This is a genomic window from Haemophilus haemolyticus, from assembly GCF_003490935.1.
Taxonomy (GTDB): domain Bacteria; phylum Pseudomonadota; class Gammaproteobacteria; order Enterobacterales; family Pasteurellaceae; genus Haemophilus; species Haemophilus haemolyticus_M.
This window is the reverse complement of record NZ_QQGD01000005.1, coordinates 70,083-89,960: the sequence shown is the minus strand read 5'-3', so window position 1 is coordinate 89,960 and position 19,878 is coordinate 70,083. Positions and strand designations below refer to the sequence as shown.

General features: G+C 38.6%; 19 protein-coding genes. 5 read left to right on the top strand and 14 right to left on the bottom strand.

Features of this window, described 5'->3' with window-relative positions:
- Positions 1-58 precede the first annotated feature (58 nt).
- The 9 genes from DV417_RS07245 to yceD all read right to left on the bottom strand — a co-directional run bounded on the left by DV417_RS07245 (position 59) and on the right by yceD (position 7,900).
- Positions 59-766, bottom strand: coding sequence for a 4'-phosphopantetheinyl transferase family protein (locus DV417_RS07245; protein WP_118879229.1), 708 nt, complete (start codon positions 764-766; stop codon positions 59-61).
- Between the two features lie 60 nt (positions 767-826).
- A complete protein-coding gene (locus DV417_RS07240; RefSeq protein ID WP_118855280.1) occupies positions 827-2,158 on the bottom strand; it encodes an anaerobic C4-dicarboxylate transporter in 1,332 nt (443 codons plus the stop codon).
- Positions 2,159-2,362: 204 nt separating this feature from the next.
- Positions 2,363-2,593, bottom strand: a complete 231-nt coding sequence (gene acpP / locus DV417_RS07235) for an acyl carrier protein (RefSeq protein ID WP_005627318.1) — start codon at positions 2,591-2,593, stop codon at positions 2,363-2,365.
- Positions 2,594-2,865: 272 nt separating this feature from the next.
- Positions 2,866-3,594 carry a 3-oxoacyl-ACP reductase FabG gene (fabG, locus tag DV417_RS07230; protein WP_046949580.1) on the bottom strand — a complete coding sequence of 243 codons (729 nt, stop codon included), beginning with the start codon at positions 3,592-3,594 and terminating at the stop codon, positions 2,866-2,868.
- Positions 3,595-3,606: 12 nt separating this feature from the next.
- Positions 3,607-4,545 carry an ACP S-malonyltransferase gene (gene fabD / locus DV417_RS07225; protein WP_118879228.1) on the bottom strand — a complete coding sequence of 313 codons (939 nt, stop codon included), beginning with the start codon at positions 4,543-4,545 and terminating at the stop codon, positions 3,607-3,609.
- A gap of 625 nt (positions 4,546-5,170) precedes the next feature.
- On the bottom strand, positions 5,171-6,121 hold the full coding sequence (locus DV417_RS07220; protein WP_118879227.1) for a beta-ketoacyl-ACP synthase III: 951 nt from the start codon (positions 6,119-6,121) through the stop codon (positions 5,171-5,173).
- Between the two features lie 20 nt (positions 6,122-6,141).
- On the bottom strand, positions 6,142-7,161 hold the full coding sequence (plsX, locus tag DV417_RS07215) for a phosphate acyltransferase PlsX (RefSeq protein WP_118879226.1): 1,020 nt from the start codon (positions 7,159-7,161) through the stop codon (positions 6,142-6,144).
- 21 nt (positions 7,162-7,182) lie between these two features.
- Positions 7,183-7,353 carry a 50S ribosomal protein L32 gene (gene rpmF, locus DV417_RS07210; protein ID WP_042593587.1) on the bottom strand — a complete coding sequence of 57 codons (171 nt, stop codon included), beginning with the start codon at positions 7,351-7,353 and terminating at the stop codon, positions 7,183-7,185.
- A 22-nt stretch (positions 7,354-7,375) separates the two neighbouring features.
- Positions 7,376-7,900: a 23S rRNA accumulation protein YceD gene (yceD, locus tag DV417_RS07205; RefSeq protein WP_118879225.1), complete on the bottom strand. Its 525-nt coding sequence runs from the start codon at positions 7,898-7,900 to the stop codon at positions 7,376-7,378.
- A gap of 464 nt (positions 7,901-8,364) precedes the next feature.
- Between yceD and DV417_RS07200 the strand changes: the two genes are divergently transcribed.
- The 5 genes from DV417_RS07200 to yedF all read left to right on the top strand — a co-directional run bounded on the left by DV417_RS07200 (position 8,365) and on the right by yedF (position 14,400).
- The gene (locus tag DV417_RS07200) at positions 8,365-11,031 is read left to right on the top strand and encodes an autotransporter outer membrane beta-barrel domain-containing protein (protein WP_118879224.1); all 2,667 of its coding nucleotides are present in this window, start codon (positions 8,365-8,367) and stop codon (positions 11,029-11,031) included.
- Between the two features lie 139 nt (positions 11,032-11,170).
- Entirely contained in the window at positions 11,171-12,040 is an 870-nt protein-coding gene (asd, locus tag DV417_RS07195; protein ID WP_192878568.1) for an archaetidylserine decarboxylase, read from the top strand.
- A 24-nt stretch (positions 12,041-12,064) separates the two neighbouring features.
- The gene (locus tag DV417_RS07190; protein ID WP_118795585.1) at positions 12,065-12,688 is read left to right on the top strand and encodes a BamJ family beta-barrel-assembly machinery protein; all 624 of its coding nucleotides are present in this window, start codon (positions 12,065-12,067) and stop codon (positions 12,686-12,688) included.
- A gap of 204 nt (positions 12,689-12,892) precedes the next feature.
- Positions 12,893-14,113 carry a selenium metabolism membrane protein YedE/FdhT gene (yedE, locus tag DV417_RS07185; protein WP_118788835.1) on the top strand — a complete coding sequence of 407 codons (1,221 nt, stop codon included), beginning with the start codon at positions 12,893-12,895 and terminating at the stop codon, positions 14,111-14,113.
- Positions 14,114-14,130: 17 nt separating this feature from the next.
- Positions 14,131-14,400, top strand: a complete 270-nt coding sequence (gene yedF / locus DV417_RS07180) for a sulfurtransferase-like selenium metabolism protein YedF (protein ID WP_065249346.1) — start codon at positions 14,131-14,133, stop codon at positions 14,398-14,400.
- 47 nt (positions 14,401-14,447) lie between these two features.
- Here yedF and DV417_RS09695 read toward each other — a convergent pair whose 3' ends face one another.
- From DV417_RS09695 to nrfE, 5 genes are all read right to left on the bottom strand, one after another.
- Positions 14,448-14,630, bottom strand: a complete 183-nt coding sequence (locus tag DV417_RS09695) for a hypothetical protein (RefSeq protein WP_420897221.1) — start codon at positions 14,628-14,630, stop codon at positions 14,448-14,450.
- A gap of 221 nt (positions 14,631-14,851) precedes the next feature.
- The gene (locus DV417_RS07170; RefSeq protein ID WP_118879222.1) at positions 14,852-16,057 is read right to left on the bottom strand and encodes a BaiN/RdsA family NAD(P)/FAD-dependent oxidoreductase; all 1,206 of its coding nucleotides are present in this window, start codon (positions 16,055-16,057) and stop codon (positions 14,852-14,854) included.
- Entirely contained in the window at positions 16,054-17,211 is a 1,158-nt protein-coding gene (nrfF, locus tag DV417_RS07165) for a heme lyase NrfEFG subunit NrfF (RefSeq protein ID WP_118879221.1), read from the bottom strand. Before nrfF ends, DV417_RS07170 begins: the two co-directional genes overlap by 4 nt.
- Entirely contained in the window at positions 17,208-17,738 is a 531-nt protein-coding gene (locus tag DV417_RS07160; RefSeq protein ID WP_118879220.1) for a DsbE family thiol:disulfide interchange protein, read from the bottom strand. The genes nrfF and DV417_RS07160 overlap by 4 nt, the downstream gene beginning before the upstream one ends.
- Positions 17,738-19,645, bottom strand: coding sequence for a heme lyase NrfEFG subunit NrfE (gene nrfE, locus DV417_RS07155; protein ID WP_118879219.1), 1,908 nt, complete (start codon positions 19,643-19,645; stop codon positions 17,738-17,740). Before nrfE ends, DV417_RS07160 begins: the two co-directional genes overlap by 1 nt.
- Positions 19,646-19,878: the final 233 nt, after the last annotated feature.

Below are 19,878 nucleotides of genomic sequence, written 5' to 3'. Positions count from 1 at the left end.
TCCCCACCTAATCCAAAACCTATCGTTTGGTGAGGTTTTAAAGATAATAATAATCCCTCTAGTTCACACGATAAAAGCTGAATTCTTGTAGTATTTTAAGTTGCAATTGTTCTCCACTCCATTCATAAAAGTGCGGTAATTTTTCTTGATGATTGACAAAAGCGGCTAAATAAACAGAGAGTTCATCTGTAAACCACAACTGGCCTTGAGGACAATAATCTGAAAAAATTTTTTGTTGTTCAGGAAAATGACGAACATTGGATAACTTTACGATTCCAAATCCTTGGGATTTCAATACAGCTTCTCGCAAACACCAACAACGATAAAAAGTCTTCAAAGAATCCTGCTGATGATGAAACCAATCAATTTCTTCCTTTGGTGCAATATGTTCCATCAACGCCGTAAAATTTCTTATTTTAGGAAATTCAATATCAATTCCCACCGCACTTTTTTCTTCATTTCTAATATCTAATATTACCGCCACCCAATCACCAGAATGGCTAATATTAAAATCTATTCGCTCATCAAGAAAATAGGGTCTGCCACTTTCGGTACGATGAATTTGAGATAAAAGTGCGGTGGATTTTCCTGATATTTTTAAAAGTTGGAAAAGTAATAAGTGAGCAAGCCTGCGGCACTGATGACGCTGAAAAACACGCGAGCTATCCGTTTCAGTTTGATATAGATTTTCTGGAATCAATTCATCGGGTAATGATTCCAAAGAAAAAGGTTGATTTATATTGCCGTAGGCGATGTAGGTTGTCATAAAAATAAAAGCACCATTTAAAGGTGCTTTTATATTAAAAGGATTTAGTTTGTGTGTAAATTAGCGAATCACTAATTCTGCTACAGAAACACCGACCAAGCAAGCAACAACAACCCCAATTAAACCTGGCACCATGAAACTGTGGTTAAAATAATATTTACCAATTTTCGTTGTACCCGTTACGTCAAAGTTTACTGTTGCAATGTCTGATGGATAATTTGGAATAAAGAAATAGGCATAAGTTGCTGGCATTAAACCAACCAAGATTGGTGCTGGAATACCTAAACCAATACCAACAGGTAATAACATAACTGCGGTTGCAGCTTGGCTGTTAATTACGACAGAAACTGCAAATAATGCTAACGCGAATGTCCAAGGATAAGTCTGAACCATATCAGTAATCGCGGCTTTAAATTCTGGCATTGCATATTGGAAGTAAGTATCACTCATCCAAGCAATACCATAAATCGCAATCGCTGCCACCATACCAGACTTAAATACCACGCCATTTGGCACGATTTGAGGATTTGTTTTCGTTGCAAGTAAAATCACACCACCAAAGCAAAGCATCATCATTTGGATGATTAGCGACATGGAAATTGCTTTTCCGCTACCGATAGTACGAATTTCAGGAATCATCGCAATCGCAACAATCACAACTAATGCTAATAAGAACAAATACACTGATTTTTTAGCACCTTGTGGAAGGGCTTCATTCAATGTTGTGCTTGTGGTATTTAAAATACGTTCGCTCCATACGGGATCTTGTAAACGACGTTGATATTCAGGATCTTGTTCTAACTCTTTACCACGACGCATACTATATAAAGAAAGCGCAATAGTACCCGCTAAAGTTGCAGGAACTGTTACACAAATAATATCTAACAAACTAATATGCTCAAAACCAGGCATTGCAGTAATTTTACCTAGATAGAAGACAACAGCTGCAGAGAGTGGACTAGATGTGATGGCTAATTGAGACGCTACGGAAGACGCAGCCATTGGGCGCTCTGGACGGATTTTGTTTTTCAGTGCAACATCACCAATGATTGGCATGATTGTGTAAACAGAGTGACCAGTACCAAGCATAAACGTTAATAAATACACGACCAATGGACCTAGTAAAGTTACACGTTTTGGATTTTTACGGAGAATGCGTTCGGCAATTTGTAACATAAATTTCAAGCCGCCTGCAGCTTCAAGCACGGATGCGCAAGTCACTACTGCAAGAATGATGAGCATTACATCAATTGGTGCTTTCCCTACTGGCATACGGAATACAAAAACTTCGATAGCAAGACCGATACCAGACACAACACCTAAACCGATACCGCCGTAACGGCTTCCCATATAAAGCATTAATAATAAGAATAAAAATTCTAAATAAAGCATAAGTACCTCAAAAATAAAAAAACTGTAAAAATAATACCCTTTTTGAGGAATAAAACTAGATATTTTTTAAATTTTAGAGCAAGAATTGAATTAAAAGGTAATTCAGATCAATTTTACAATGCAGGAATAAGAGAAAAGTGCGGTGATTTGAGAAAGAAATTTTTGAAAAAAATTAGGCGACTTAAAAAGTCGCCCAACTTGAAATTATTGATTGTTTTGCACGTAGTCAATCGCAGATTGAACAGTTGTGATTTTTTCAGCTTCTTCATCTGGAATTTCGATATCGAATTCTTCTTCTAAAGCCATTACTAATTCAACTGTGTCTAAAGAGTCCGCACCTAAATCTTCAACGAAAGAAGCTTCAGACTTAACATCTTCTTCTTTAACACCTAATTGTTCAACGATGATTTTTTTCACGCGTTCTTCAATACTCATTTGTTTTTCCTATTTTGTTGGTTTTAACTCATAAAAGAGCGGTTAGTGTATGTATTTTTTATCAACTTGCAACTATTTTATAGGCTGGTCGCACCACAAAATGGGCAATCTGAATACACACATTAAAAATAGTTACGTACCTTTGCATACGCTCAAGGCGTAACCAAGCTACACTGCGAATGGGATTCTAACATTATCTAAAATCTTTGGCTATGATTTTGTGTTTAGAACGCCACTCAAGTCTAAATAAAGAGAAATGCTGATTTTCAGCATTAGCTCATATATAAACCACCATTTACATGTAACGTTGTGCCTGTAATGTAAGCTGCATCATCAGAAGCTAAGAAAGCAACAGCTTTAGCAATATCTTTGGCTTCGCCTAAACGACCTGCTGGAACATTAGATAAAATACCCGCTTTTTGTTCATCAGTAAGTACTTCTGTCATATCCGTTGCAATAAAACCTGGTGCAACCACATTTACAGTAATACCACGTGCAGCCACTTCTTTCGCTAAAGATTTAGAAAAACCAATCACACCTGCTTTTGCGGCACAATAGTTGGCTTGTCCTGGGTTACCCATTGAACCCACCACAGAACCAATATTGATGATACGACCAAAACGTTTTTTCATCATTGAACGTAACATGGCTTTAGAAAGATGATACACCGAAGTTAAGTTAGTTTGCATAATATCAAACCACTCATCATCTTTCATACGCATCAATAAGTTATCGCGAGTAATACCTGCGTTATTCACGAGAATATCAATATCGCCAAAATCATTTTTAATTTGTTCAAGTACAGTTTCAATAGATTCTTTATCTGTGACGTTTAAAACTAAACCTTTACCTTTATCTCCTAAATATGCAGAAATTGCTTCTGCACCTTTTTCAGATGTTGCAGTACCAATTACAAACGCACCTTTTGAACTAAGTTCTTCTGCAATCGCACGACCAATACCACGAGTAGCCCCTGTCACTAAAGCAATTTTACCTTGCATTTTTTCTTCCTTTTACGCTAAAAATTCTTCTACGGCATTGAATGATGCGACATCATTTACAGATATTGCTTGTAAATCACCTACAATGCGTTTGGTTAAACCATTTAATACTTTACCCGGTCCCACTTCAACAAGCGCTTGAACGCCATCTTGCGCCATTTTTTCAACTGTTTCAGTCCAACGAACTGGGCTATATAACTGACGAATAAGTGCGGTACGAATGTCTGCACCTTCAGTTTCTGCTTTCACATCAACGTTATTTAATACCGATGTTGTTGGTGTATTAATTTGAATATTCTCAAGTGTTACCGCTAATTGTTCGGCTGCTGGTTTCATCAATGCGCAATGAGAAGGCACACTCACCGCTAACGGCAATGCACGTTTCGCCCCCGCTTCTTTACATAATGCAGCCGCACGCTCAACTGCAGCTTTCGCGCCAGCGATAACGACTTGGCCTGGTGAGTTAAAGTTCACCGCAGATACAACTTCTCCTTCCTCTGCTTGTTTACAAGCATTAATAATTGCTTCATTATCTAAACCAATAATTGCATACATTGCACCAGTGCCTTCAGGCACAGCTTGTTGCATTAATTTTCCGCGCAATTCCACTAATTTAATCGCATCTTGGAAATCTAACACGCCAGCACAAACCAAGGCAGAATACTCACCTAAGCTATGGCCTGCCATTACTTCTGGTTTTAATTGAGGAAATTTTTCTTGCCATACGCGATAAATAGCTACTGACGCGACCAAAAGTGCGGGCTGAGTTTGCCATGTTTTATTAAGTTCTTCAGCAGGTCCTTGTTGAACAAGATGCCATAAATCATATCCAAGCGCATCAGATGCTTGTTTAAATGTTTCAGTAACGATTGGATATTCAGTTGCAAGATCAGCAAGCATACCGACAGTTTGGGAGCCTTGGCCTGGGAAGACCATTGCGAATTTTTTCATTATGTTTTGTCCTATTGTTTTAATTAAAAATATTTTTCGATAATTGACATCAGGATTTCGCCTGACGGCGACCTACTTTTCTTTGCTTGTGCAAAGCAAAGTAGGCAAAAGAAACACTCCCCAATTAAATCGCTGATCTTTGCTTTGTTTCAATTTTCTTTACGGCAATTTGCTGAACTCGCTTCGCTCAAACAGACGCAAATTGCCTAAAAATTGAAAGTCACAAAGGCGATTTATATGGGGACCAAATTTAATCGGAGCATTATTTAAAAAGTGCAGTTGATTTTGAGTTCATTTTTAGAGTGAAAAACATTTTGAATTTTCACCGCACTTTACATCGAAGAAAGAACAAATCGGGTTCCCTTCTTTGCCGCCTGGAAAAATAGAAATTTGTAGGAAATTTGCGTCTGTTTGAGCGAAGCGAGTTCAGCAAATTTCCGTGAAGCAAATTTCTATTTTTTCAGGAAACAAGGCAAAGCAGGGTTGCTTTTCTTTTTGCTTACTTTTTCTTTGGCAAAGCAAAGAAAAAGTAAGTCGCCGTCAGGCGAACCCCTGACTCTTTAACAGAAAAAGTGCGGTCAAATTTTACCGCACTTTAAAATCATCAATAATTATATCAAATCAACTAAAATCTCACTAACGCTGAACCCCAAGTCCAACCACCGCCAAAGGCTTCTAATAATAGTAACTGCCCACGTTGAATACGGCCATCTCGAACAGCCTCATCTAAGGCAACTGGCACAGTTGCTGCACTGTTGTTAGCGTATTTATCTAACGTTACCACCACTTGCGACATATCCATTTCTAATTTTTTAGCTGTCGCTGTAATAATACGTAAATTTGCTTGGTGTGGTACAAGCCAGTCTAAATCTTTTTTATCTAAATTATTTGCTAAAAGCGTTTCTTCCACCACATTTGAAAGTTCACGAACTGCCAGTTTGAAGGTTTCGTTACCTTGCATCTCGATATATCCAGATTTTTCTATACCACGTTCTGGCTGAGCTAAAACAAGCGCATTATTTTTATCTGCTGAAGCATGTAAATGAGTAGAAATAATCCCTTCTTGTCCACTCGCTTCAAGAATGACCGCGCCTGCACCATCACCAAATAGCACAACAGTGCTGCGATCAGTTTCATCTAATTTACGAGAATTGAGATCTGAGCCTATCACTAAGGCTTTTTTCACTTTGCCTGCACGAATAAATTGATCAGCTACGCTCAAAGCATAGACAAAGCCTGTGCAAGCTGCGGCTAAATCAAAAGAAATCGAATCATCAATATTTAATAAACCTTGTACTTGGCACGCGGCACTTGGATAAGCATGTGAGTTACTTGTTGTTGCAACAATAATCAGTTCAATATCTTGAGGATTAATTTCAGCAGCTTCGATCGCATTTTTTGCTGCTTCAAAACCCATTGTTGCAACAGTTTCATCTGCCGCTGCAATACGACGTTCACGAATACCGGAACGAGTGACAATCCATTCATCTGATGTATCAACCATTTTTTCCAATTCCGCATTTGTGCGAATGTAGCTTGGTAAATAACTACCAGTAGATAAAATTCTGCTATTCATAATAAATAAAAATTAAGTCATTAATAACGAGCAAGCCCAGCCAATATTTTTTCTGGAAGTTGCTGGCGAGCTTGGAAAGCGGCATCAGCAATAGCATGTGCAAAAGCATTAACATTTGCGCTACCGTGACTTTTTACCACCACAGCTTTTAAGCCAATAAGTGATGCGCCATTATATTCATCAGGATTAATTCGTTTCAAGCATTTATAGCGTTGTTTAAATACAAAGCGAAAAAGCCAAGCAAGAATGGGCTTTATAAAACGTGAATTCGCTTTATCTTTAAACAGAGATAACAAATTTCTCACTGCCCCTTCTAAGGTTTTCAAGGCTATATTGCCTGCAAATCCATCACTCACAATCACGTCGGCTTTCCCATTCAGTAAAACATCACCTTCGATAAATCCGACATAATTAAGTGCGGTTGATTTTTGCAGTAAATTAGCGGCATCACGAATAGATTGATGGCCTTTAATTTCTTCAATACCTATATTCAATAATCCAATTCGCGGGTACACCAAATTAAGTCGAGCTTCAGCAAAAATCGCACCCATTATAGCAAATTGATAAAGATTTTCCGCACTACACTCAATATTTGCACCAAGATCCAACATCACTGATTTTTCACCATCAATGGTCGGAATCAAAGAAATCAATGCTGGGCGTGCAATGCCTTGTAAAGGCTGCAATAAAATCTTCGATAATCCCATTAATGCCGCTGTATTGCCCGCACTGACACAACCTTGCGCTTCGCCACGTTGTACAGATTCCAATGCTAAACGCATTGATGTACCTTTACTATGACGCAACGCATAAGATATGCCTTGATTATTTTCTATAACACTTGAGCAATGTTGAACTTGTATTCGTTCTAAAACTGATTGAGAACAGTTATTGAGAAGAGGAGAAATTTGTTGACTATCGCCAAAGAGGATTAAAGAAAGCTCAGGATCATTTTCCAACGCTAAAAGAGAGGCAGGGATAGTAATACGGGGACCAATGTCCCCGCCCATCACATCTAACGCCAAGGTTAGACGAGTCAAGTGAATACCTATAAGTAAAAATTACTTATCGATCACTTTACGACCACGGTAGTAACCGTCTGCAGTTACGTGGTGGCGTAAGTGAGTTTCACCGCTTGCTTTATCTACTGATACAGCAGCAGTTGTTAAAGCATCGTGTGAACGACGCATATCACGACGTGAACGAGATTTTTTGTTTTGTTGAACAGCCATTGGCTATACTCCTAAATTTAATTTACTTTTGCTTTAAATTAGCTAATACAGCGAACGGGTTCGGTTTTTTTGCCAATTCTTCCGGCAATTCGCCAAAAACCTGTTCCTGCGCGGACACTTCACAGTGTTCAGATGAATGCATTGGGACAAGCGGTAGAGCTAAAATAAGTTCGTCTTCCACTGTACCAATTAAATCTATTTCGCCAAACGCATTAAATTCGATTGGTTCATAAATTTCGGGCAAGTCATCAGCCTGATCCCAATTAGCCACTGGACTATAAATAAACTCACACTCCAATGTTTGTTTGTAAGGCAAATTACAACGCTGACATTCAAGCTCGACATCAACCTGTACTTTACCTTTCATCACCACTAATTTTTGTGGATCAACATAAAACGATAATGTTACCTGTGCATCGCTGAGCACGTTTACCACTGATTCCGCCAAACGCTCAAGCTGATTAGCAGCATAATAGCCAACATAATTAAGCCGTCTTTGAGCATCTTTTACCGGGTCAACGGTTAGGGGTAGTTTTACCTTTTGCATAGGGCGTGAATATTACCTGTTGTTTCGAAGATAGTCAAAGAGAAATCGTGGATTTTCTAAAATTTACGCTGTAGCAACCGCACTTTTGACTCAATTTTATAATTTTCATCTTAGTTCACGTCGATTTCATTTACAGGAACGTCCAGAAGCAACGCGATTAACGCGATTAAAAAAACACCTCAAACAGCTCAAAAAAAACAATTAAGATTGGAATAGGATAAAAAACATACACCGCAAACATAAAAATGATCTAAAATAACAAAACCTTTTTTAGCGCATAAAATAATACCCCAAAAAAATATCCTACTGAGAACGGTTATCAATGAATAGCCTATCAATACATCTCAAGTAAGAAAATCAAAGGGAAAAATAACTATGAAAAATGAAACAATCGCCCTCTGCCTCCTTTCTGGCTGCCTGCTGGCTGCGGGTATGGAAAAAGCATTGCCGCTTCCGGTACGATTTTGGAAAAACCCAATCATACGGCGGCGATAGCGGGCAAAAATCAGACCAACGAACATACTTTCGATTATTCGGGCGAAACTGCCGTCACGCCGATTAATTCCCTAGTTATTGCCGCCTATGACAAAGGCGCGAAAAATACCATTACAGTCAAGGGCAACCCGTCTGTCGGGGAAAAGGATTTGAAAGATGCAAGTGGTGAAGCGTCGTTGAAAGATGCAAGGGGCGAAGTGTTGAAAGAACCCGCGCATTGGACCATCGAAAAGACAAAACCTATAGGGCAGGTGCACAGCGGTCGATACACGCTTTCGTCAACTGTTGCTAATGCTGGGATTTTGTTGGCAGACAAAAGCTATGAAGGGAAGAACAATATTACTTTGGAAAACGTATCCGTCAAAAATACCTCCTCAAAGAATGCCATTCACGCAAACGATACTTTGACAGCCTCTGGTTTCGGTATGTCGGACACAACCCTGACTTTTAAGGGAAACAACTATCTTTATACAGACGGCACCAAAACAAGCGACAAAACCCAAGGGAACGGCATACATTTATTCAAGAATAATGGAACCAAACAATCCACAGAAACCAAAAACCATACCAAAATCGAGTCGGAAGCGGGTTCCAATCTGAACATATACGTCAAATCCGGAACGTCTAGAGGGCGCGGCATCGGGGTAACGCAATATAAGGACGTAATCATCAACACGTCGGGACCGAGAAAAACGGTTATCAATCAGACCGAAATGGATTTTCGCGGCGCGGTCAGCATCAAGGTGGATCGCGGCGATAATAAGAACGCCGAAAACTATGGTGTTTATGTGGGGAATCTGCCGAGAAAAATCGGAAACAGCGAGGATGTGCCGGACGATTCGTACAACCGCGTTACCTTTCATAGCGATGTGAAAATAGATGTGCAACCTGTACTTGATGAAGAGGGAAAACAAAAATCTATTGGAGATGCTTTCAATGTTGATGGTAAAAACAGTAAAGTTGAAGTTAAAGGCGATGGAAAAGTACAAATCGACGGTGATATTCACGTTCTGAATGGGGGTAAAATTGAATTAAATCTAAAAAACAAAGACTCCTATTTCCACGGAGAAGCTCATATTGGTAAACGACAATATGGTGGTGATCCAGATGACCCGAACGATAAACCAAATGGACAAAATCTGTTTGATGAAAACCGTGATGGTTCAGATCCTGATAAAGCTAATACTAAATTTAATTTTACTATGACCAACGGATCTCGTTGGGATGCGACGAATACATCGAAGATTAATAATTTTAATATTTCCGATGGTGCTACCGTAAACTTTGGCAATTCTAAGCGGAATATTAATATCTCCGTGGAAAATTTGAAAGGTGATGGTGGTACTTTCAATATGCATGGAAAGATTGCTGATTTTACTAGTGAGAATAAAGGTCAAGGTATAGCTGATAAATTAATCGTTCGTAAATCTAGCGAGGGCGATCATAAAATAATCTATAAAGATGATGGAACTGCGCCTACGAAAGGAAATGAATATATAAAGCTCGTAGAATATGTCACAAAAAATAAAGACGATATTAAAGGACATTTCAAGTTAATTAATGGCACCACTGATCAAGGAGCCTATGAGTTTACATTGACGCGTCCAGATGATTCTAAACTTGTTAAAATTGAAGGTAAAGATGAAAACGAAGTAGTTCGTGATGACTTTTACTTAAATCCAACAGGGCGGTTAAGCACTGGTGCACAAGGTGCGGTAATTTTAGGCGATATTATTTATCAATCTAATTTGACTTTAACTGAAAGTTTACATCAACGCTTAGGCGAAGTGCATTTTAATAAAGACCTCATCAAACAAAAAGATATTTGGGTTAAATATATTAATGGTGAATACAGTGGTTCGCGAAGTATTAAAGTGGGTCAATATACTAATCGTTATCAAGGCTTAAAAATAAGCCATGATTGGGTGAAAGAAAGAGGAAATTGGATAAATTATAATAGTCTATCATTTGGATATATCAGTTCCGCTGCAAAATCACAAATATATCCAGGTAAAATTAAACTTAATGGCTCAGAATTAGGCTTATATTCTTCTTGGTTAAACAAGAAAAATGACTGGTATTTTGATTTCTTTACGAAAGCAATAAGCTATGGTGGCGGTTATGACTTACTTAGCCCGTCAAAAAAATCGGTTAAATCCCCAACAATACACACTTTTACTTATATACTTTCCGCAGAAACAGGGAAACGGATTAACTTAAGTGAAACAGCTAAACGTGTAATCTATTTACAACCAGAGGCTCAATTAGCCTATCATGCCACTGGCGGATATGCGTTTAAAGCATCGAATGGACTTGATATTAAAACAGAAAAAGTCACCAGTTTAATTGGTAGAATTGGTTTTCGTGCAGGGCTGGATTATTTCAATGAGAAAAATCTACATCCTTATATCAAGCTAATGTATGAAAGAGAATTTTTAGGTGAAATGCAACACACATTTAATGAAGTTGCAGTTGAGAGATTCAGTAATAGAGGAAGTTGGTGGGTTTATGGCTTTGGGCTTTCTTATATGAATAAAGCGAAAAATACGCAACTCTATTTCGAGGCACAACGTTCTTCAACGCATAACTTTAAACAAAATTGGCAAGCTCATCTTGGTGTAAGATACTTGTTCTAATTAATACGCCACAATGGCACACGCTTTCAACGTGTGCCAATTTTTTTACCTTGATTATTTCCCCCAATCATCAAAAAAGTTGGCACATTGATAAAAATTGCTATAATCACGCCTCTTTTTTTAACAAGGAAAGATAATGATGACTTCAAATTCTTATTGGCAACGCTTGAAAGTGGCATTTCAATATATCATGCCGCAAATTTATTTAACTCAAATTGCAGGCTGGTTTGCTAAACAAAAATGGGGTGTGCTAACCCATGTTGTAATTAAAGCTTTTGCAAAAAAATACAACATTGATATGAGCATTGCGCAAAAAGAACAATTTTCTGATTACGCAAGTTTTAATGAATTTTTTATTCGTCCGTTAAAAGAAAACGCGCGTCCAATTAATCAAAATCCTACCGCACTTTGTTTACCCGCAGACGGTCGCATTAGCGAGTGCGGTCATATTGACGATAATCTTTTATTACAAGCTAAGGGGCATTTTTTCAGCCTAGAAGACTTACTGGCAGAAGATAAAGAATTAGTGGAAACCTTTAAAAATGGTGAATTTGCTACTACTTATCTTTCTCCTCGTGATTATCACCGAGTACATATGCCGTGCGATGGTACGCTACGCAAAATGATTTATGTGCCGGGTGATTTATTCTCTGTGAATCCATTTTTAGCCCAACATGTACCCAATTTATTTGCACGTAATGAACGTGTGATTTGTGTTTTTGATACTGAATTTGGCACAATGGTACAAATTTTAGTGGGCGCAACTATCACTGCAAGTATTGGCACAACTTGGGCGGGCGTAATTAATCCACCACGCCACAACGAAGTGAAAACTTGGACTTATGAAGGCGAAAGTGCGGTCAAATTATTGAAAGGTCAAGAAATGGGTTGGTTCCAACTTGGTTCGACAGTAATTAATTTATTCCAAGCAAATCAAGTGCGTTTGGCTGATCATCTAAGCGTTAATGAAGCTGTTCGCATGGGCGAAATCTTGGCATATAAAAAATAATTTTTAACAAAAGGAAAACATCAAATGAATTTTGAACAAGTAAAATTAGAAAGCGTTTCTGAAAAAGGTAGCTACGGGATTGGTTTGCAAATTGGCCAACAATTAGCCGATAGCCAAATGGAAATCACCGTTGAAGCTGTGGCGAAAGGGATTTTTGACGCATTAAATCATAATCAGCCAGCATTAGACATCAATGACTTAATGCATTCTGTTCAAGCACTTCAACAACAAGCAACTGAAGCACAACAAGCGCAATTTAAAGCCATTGAAGAAGAAGGCAAAAAATTCTTAGAAGAAAATGCGAAAAAAGCGAGCGTAAACGTAACCGACAGCGGTTTGCAATACGAAATCATGACTGAAGGCAAGGGCGCAAAACCAGCTGCGACAGATAAAGTGCGTGTACACTACACAGGTACATTACCAGATGGCACCGTATTCGACAGCTCTGTGGCTCGTGGCACACCAGCTGAATTCCCAGTAAATGGTGTAATTCGTGGTTGGGTTGAAGCATTACAAATGATGCCTGTTGGTTCTAAATGGAAACTCACTATTCCACACGAACTTGCTTACGGTGAACGTGGCGCTGGCGCATCAATTCCGCCATTCTCAACTCTCGTATTTGAAGTAGAATTATTAGATATTCTTTAATCGAAAAATATGATATTTATAAAGGCAAAGCTATAAAGGTTTTGCCTTTATTGTTAAAATAATGTTATTATTTTATCTGACAAATTTCATTTGTCTTATATCGCAAGTTTTGTGTATAGGAAAATGGGCACTTCTTTTTTTCACTGTATTCATTATTTATACCTTTCTTGCAAATCTTTCTTTTCAATAAATTTAGGTTATCTTATGAAAGAGATTTGGCTACAATTTAAACAAAATTATTTAATTAAATACTGGAATCCGATTGTTGCAGTGACTGCAGCGGGTTTGCTTTCCGCTTATTACTTTGGGGTAACAGGCACTTATTGGGCTGTTACAGGGGAATTTACTCGGTGGGGAGGGCATGCATTACAAGCGTTAGGCGTTGATGTATCTGAATGGAGTTACTACAAAATCATAGGAATGCAAGGTAATATCTTCTCACGTGTTGATGGTGTCATGATCTTAGGCATGTTTGCAGGTTGTATTTCTGCGGCACTTTGGGCAAATAATGTAAAATGGCGCAACCAACCACATAAACGTCGGATTGTTCAGGCTTTAATTGGAGGTGCATTAGCAGGATTTGGTGCACGTTTAGCAATGGGATGTAATTTAGCTTCACTTTTTACAGGTATCCCACAATTTTCGGTACACGCTTGGTTCTTCACTATCGCAACAGCAATAGGTACTTATGCTGGTGTGAAAGTCACATTATTACCAATATTTCGCGTTAAATTAGAACTGAAAAAAGGCGCAGCGAAAATAAAAGAAACAGATCCTAAACAAGCACAACGCCGTTTCTGGATTGGTATGGTTGTATTTTTTGCTTATCTTATTGCTTCACTTTATGTAATGACTCAATCTATTAAACTTGGTTTTGCTATGGTTTGTGGTTTGGCTTTCGGGTTATTAATTGAACGAGCTCAAATTTGTTTTACCTCAGCTTTCCGTGACTTATGGGTAACTGGGCGTGCTTATATGGCAAAAGCTATTATTTTTGGAATATTAGTGGGCACAATTGGTGTATTTAGCTACATTCAACTTGGCGTCTCGCCTAAAATTATGTGGGCTGGCCCCAATGCTATTATTGGCGGTTTATTATTCGGCTTTGGTATTGTACTCGCTGGTGGTTGTGAAACAGGTTGGATGTATCGCTCAATGGAAGGTCAAGTACACTTTATGTGGGTTGGCTTAGGTAACGTAGTCGGTTCAACTTATCTCGCCTATGTTTGGGATGATATCGCTCCTGTTTTAGCACTTGATTACGAAAAACTTAATTTACTAAAATCTTTCGGGCCCGTAGGTGGCTTACTTGTGAATTATGGTTTATTAATTTTATGTTTAATTGCCGTAGTCTGGTGGGAACGTCGTTTCTTAGCCAAAGCAAAATCCCAAATAACCACACAAACTGGCTGTGGATGTAATTAACTAAAAGGAGCATAATCATGGTATTTACTATTGTTCAAAAATTAGATAAAGATCCAAAAGACATTTCACCCGATTATACATTAGATACGTTAGGCGAACCCTGCCCTTACCCCGCTATTGTAATGTTAGAAACCATGCCACAATTACAAAAAGGTGAAATTTTAGAACTATTAAGCGATTGCGCACAATCTATCAACAACATTCCTATTGATACTAAAAATCATGGCTATACACTGCTAAGTGTAGAGCAAGATGGAACAAAATTACGTTACTTAATTCAGCGTTAAAAAATGGCTCCATAAGGAGCCATTTATTATCTACCCATAAAATCAAATTAATCTTCGCCCCAAACCTCTTTAGCGATTTCTTCGCGTGTAGCATAAATGCCCATATTCCACTGGATAGGATACATTAATTGATTGGGACTAGGGATGGTGTATTTAACTATGCCACGATCACCAACAATAACATTCAATTTCTTTAAATGCTCAATAAATAGATGATTTGGATACCTCATCTAACTGAGCTTGGACTAACTTTGTAATTGCTTGATCTTCAATCTCAGTTAATTGTTCACAAGAGATTTCACCTTATGCAAATTTAAACGAGTTTCTTTTAATGCTTGTGAACGTAAATAAGAGCCTACTGTGTCTGCATGTAATAGGAGGATTTTTGATATTTTACTTCCTTATTTTATGATTTAATTAAAAGAATTCTAACGTATTTTCAACATCCCTTCTATTTTTCACTAATTCCTTGTGAACAAGCATAAGCCGAGCTCCACGCCCATTGGAAATTATAGCCGCCGAGCCAGCCTGTCACATCCAATACTTCACCAATAAAATATAAACCGCTTACTTGGTTGCTTTCCATTGTTTTAGAAGAAATTACTTTAGTATCCACACCGCCCATTGTCACTTCAGCCGTTCGATAGCCTTCCGTGCCATTTGGGGTAAATTCCCAGTGATGAATAAAATCCACCAGATTTTTTACCCGCACTTTGCTGATGTTAGCGATAACTTCATCTTGCACAAGGCCTTGCTCAATCCAAAGCTCGACCAATTTTTTCGGCAATAATCGAACCAAGATGGTTTTCAACATTTGTTTTGGTGAATGTTGTTTTGCTTGATTAATTTCCTCCTCCACATTGTGGTTCGGTAATAAATCGATTTCCACTGACTCAGTGGGCTGCCAATAATTGGAAATTTGCAACACCGCAGGGCCTGAAATACCACGGTGAGTAAACAAAAGCTGGTTGTGAAAAGATTTTCCGCACTGTGCTGTGATCATTACTGGCAAGCTAATGCCTGAAAGTGCGGTTAAAAATTTATCTGTTTCTCGATACGTAAAAGGTACCAAACTCGCTCGTGGAGGAATAACAGGAATACCAAATTGTTCTGCGATTTGATAACCAAATGGCGTTGCGCCAAGCCCTGACATAGAAAGCCCGCCCGTCGCGACAATCAAATTTTTACATTGCCATTGGGTTGAATTTATCTGTAAAACAAACCGCACTTTTTCATCATTTTGAATCCGTTCAACTTGAGAAACTTCGCTACGCAATAAAATCTTAGCACCATATTTATCGCATTCAGATTTCAGCATTTCAACGATTTGTTCTGCGCCCTCATCGCAAAATAATTGCCCCAATTCCTTTTCGTGATAAGCAACCCCCTGCTCCGCCACTAAAGAAATAAAATCCCAGTTGGTATAACGAGCCAGTGCCGATTTGACGAAATGAGGATTTTGCGAAAGATAATGAGCAGGCGTAACCTCTAAATTGGTGAAATTACAAAACCCACCGCCCGACATCAAAATCTTACGTCCGATTTTTTTGCCGTTGTCCAAAACTGTCACCGACTTGCCTAACTTAGCCAACTGTGCGGCACAAAATAATCCTGCCGCACCTGCACCAATAATAATGTTTTCAGAATATTGGCTCACGGATTTTGTCCTTTTTCACCACGTTGTAAAAAATCCAACATCTTCATTCGTTGAATAACAGAACGACGATCCACTGCCGCATTACCAGAATCTAATAATTGTTGTAAATATGCACCGGCTTGCTGATATTGACGATTTTCTAAGGCAATCGTCGCTAACAAAGAAAGACTCGATACTTCATTTTTATCTTTTGCCAAAGCTTCATTTAAAAGTTGCTCGACTTTTGGTGTCACTTGCTGACCTGCCTGATAATAAAGTGCGGTGGCTGCCAAGCCTAAAATATTAGGTTTACTGCCTGATATTTTTTCCGCATTAGAATAAGCCACAAGCGCACTATCAAATTCATTATTCTGCACATAGGCTTCCCCAAGTTGAAGCCAAGTTTCCGCATTATTCGGATCAGTTCTCAGTTTATTTTGGATCTTCTCAATCACATTTTCATTTTTGTGTTCATCATTCATTTCAACATTTTGATTATGTTGCTCAATCATCGATTGCTCGCCTTGTTGAACACGACTAAAACGATCAAGGGAAAAATAATAAACGGTTGGAATAGCAATTAATAAAAAGAAAACCACAAAAGAAAGTTTGTGATTACTTTCCCCAAAGAAATCTGTCTTTTGTTCCTTTTGCTTAGGATCCGAATAAGACTCAGCATCAACAGAAAAATATCGCTGTTCTTTTTCCAAAGCACATTCCTGCTCGACTGAAGATAGAGCCGATTTTTTTCTATTTGAGAAATAAAGCAATGCGGCAGCTAAAATTAAAAGAGCGATTGGCAATAGCCATAACAACGCCGTATTCCATTTGAATGGCGGTTTGTAATTCACAAAATCACCAAATCTAGCCGTCATTTGATCGATAATTTGCTGATTGGTTTTGCCCTCATCCACCATTTTGTACACTTCAAGACGCAAGTCATAAGCAATAGGAGAATTAGATTCCACCAAATTTTGGTTTTGACATTGTGGGCAGCGTAAAGATTTTGCCAACTCTACGGCGCGAGTACGATCATCTTGATTTTGGAATTGATAGGTATCCACCATTTCCGCTTGGGCGAATAAGGAAAATGCAAATAAAAGTGCGGTCGCAAAAAAGACTGTTTTTTGAACCTGAATAAAACCGCGAATAAAAATATCTAATATGCTTTTCATTTGTTCTTCAATGCTTCAATTTTTGGCAAAAATACCGTTTGCCAAGTTTCTTTATCCAGTAAACCAGAATGACGATAACGAATCACACCATTTTCATCCACAAGATAAGTTTCTGGCGCGCCATCTACGCCCAATTTTAATCCCAATTCACCCTGGCTATCATCAATGGTGAAGACAAACGGATTGCCCATTCGCTGGAGCATTTCAATACCATTTTGAGGGTTGTCGCGATAATCCACGCCCACAATAGGCAAGGTTTTTGCAACCTCAATTAACAGAGGATGTTCTTCCTTGCAATAACCACACCAGCTGCCCCACACATTTAATAAAAATGGCTGTTTAGGAAAATCTTTCGGGCTTACGATTTGTGATGGCTCATGTAAATTAGCCTGATAAAACTCTGGAACAGGTTTATCAATTAAAGCCGACGCAATTTTTTTCGGATCTTGATTTAACCCTGCAATTAATAATACACACACGCCTAAAAGCACAAAGAGCGGTGTAAAAAAGATAAGTTTTTTGTTCATTATTTTTCCTGTTTTCTGCGTAATCCGAAAACGCTAAAAAGTGCGCCAAAGGCCATTAAAATACCGCCAGCCCAAAGCCAACGAATCAGTGGTTTATAGTGTAAGCGGAAAGTAAATTCTCCTTTGCCGAGAGAATCGCCCATCACAATATATAAATCGCCCCAGAAACCGCCATCAAGCCCCACTTCACTCATTGTCATTGTTCGCACATCGTAATAACGGCGCTCTGGGATAATTTCTGCATAAGGTTTGCCATCTTCAGTTACATCAAAAAAAGCGACTTCTGCCGTAAAGTTTGGCCCGATTTCATTAGAAAATTGGCGATAGTGAAATTCATATTGCCCCAATTTTTGACTTTGTTGCGGTGCTAAACGCACGCCAATCTCGCTGCCAAAATAACCGCTCATCACCGCACCAATAGTCACAATCGCCACGCCACAATGAGCTAAAATCATACCAAATTGAGACAAATGAATTTGTCGCCAATTTTGCCATAAAGTGATGAACAAAAGCCAAATCGCAAGAGTTAATAACACAAAGGCGAAAGCATGGAAATTTAATGCAGAATTATTGCGTAGCTGTTGCCAAATCATCAGGCCAGCAAGAATTAAAGACGGAATAAGAAACCATACGCAACGTACCAATAATGTGCGCTCAAATTGCACCCAACGAATGGTGAGTGAAATCACCATTAGGATTAAAATCACTGTAATAATTGGGAAGAAAATACTATTAAAATAAGGACTTCCCACCGAAATTGATCCCCAATTCATTGCTTGGAATAACATCGGGTAAAAGGTGCCTAAAAAAGTAGAAACGGTGGCAATGGTAAGCAAAATATTCAGCAATAAAATGCCGCCAGATTTAGAAACGAACTGAAATTTCACCGCACTTTCTGATGAACTTCCCGCTCGTAAGGCGAATAATCCAAAGGCTAACACTGTCAAAACAAAGAAAATTAATAACAACACATAACCGCGCGTGTTATCCAATGCAAAAGCGTGCACAGAAGTGAGTGCGCCAGAACGAACAATAAACGTGCCTAATACGCTAAAGGCAAAAGCAAGCAGAGAAAAAAGCGTGGTCCAATAACTAAATACACCTTGTTTTTCCGTCGCCATTAAACTGTGCAATAACGCCAAACCAAGCAACCAAGGCATTAAAGACGCATTTTCTACGGGATCCCAGAACCACCAACCGCCCCAGCCGAGCTCGTAATATGCCCACCACGCACCGAGCACAATGCCAATGGTTAAAAACAACCAAGAAACCAACACCCAGCCACGCATTGAGCGTGCAATTTGTCGTGCTGACTGGTTATAAATCAACGAACTTAAACTCATTGCAAAATTCACAGCAAAGCCCACATAGCCAACATATAACAACGGTGGATGGAAAATAAGTCCCACATCTTGCAACATTGGATTGAGATCGCGCCCTTCTGCCGGTGCAGGGAAAATGCGTCCAAATGGATTGGAATAAAATAAAATAAACACCGAAAAACCAAAACAAATCAATCCCAATAAAGATAAAGATTGAGCGGAAAAAGTGCGGTCATTTTTTCGATTAAAAAAAGCAAAGGCAGCAAGCCATAAACTCAATGAAAATAACCAAAACAACATTGAACCTTCATGTCCGCCCCAAGTGGCAGCCACTTTAAAAAATGTAGGTAATTGAGAATTAGAATGTGCCGCTACATATTCAAGAGTGAAATCATCCACCGCAAAAGAATAAGCAAGCAAACCAATTGAGAACGTCGTCGCAAGGGTAAAAATATAACTAAGCGACCAAGCGGCATTAATTAAAGTCGAATTTTTTTTGAATAACCCAAATTGAGGTACTAACGCAAGAAAAAATGCGCTAGCTGTTGCGAGTAAAAGAAGGAAAAAGCCAAGTTCTGGAAGCATAATGTCGTCGTTTTCTTCGTTGAGGTTCAGATTCGTCCACTGACGAGTTATTTACTAATTAAAAAACACATGCCAATTTAAATTCGCATTAAAGTGCATTTTTCTCATCCAAATTCTACCGAAAATACTAAATATTGCACGTGGTTTGTGATTAACTTTAATAGGATAAATGTGATTTGTACGGTAGATTTTTTATAAAAAAATAGCGCCCTATTGGCGCTATTCCAGTTATC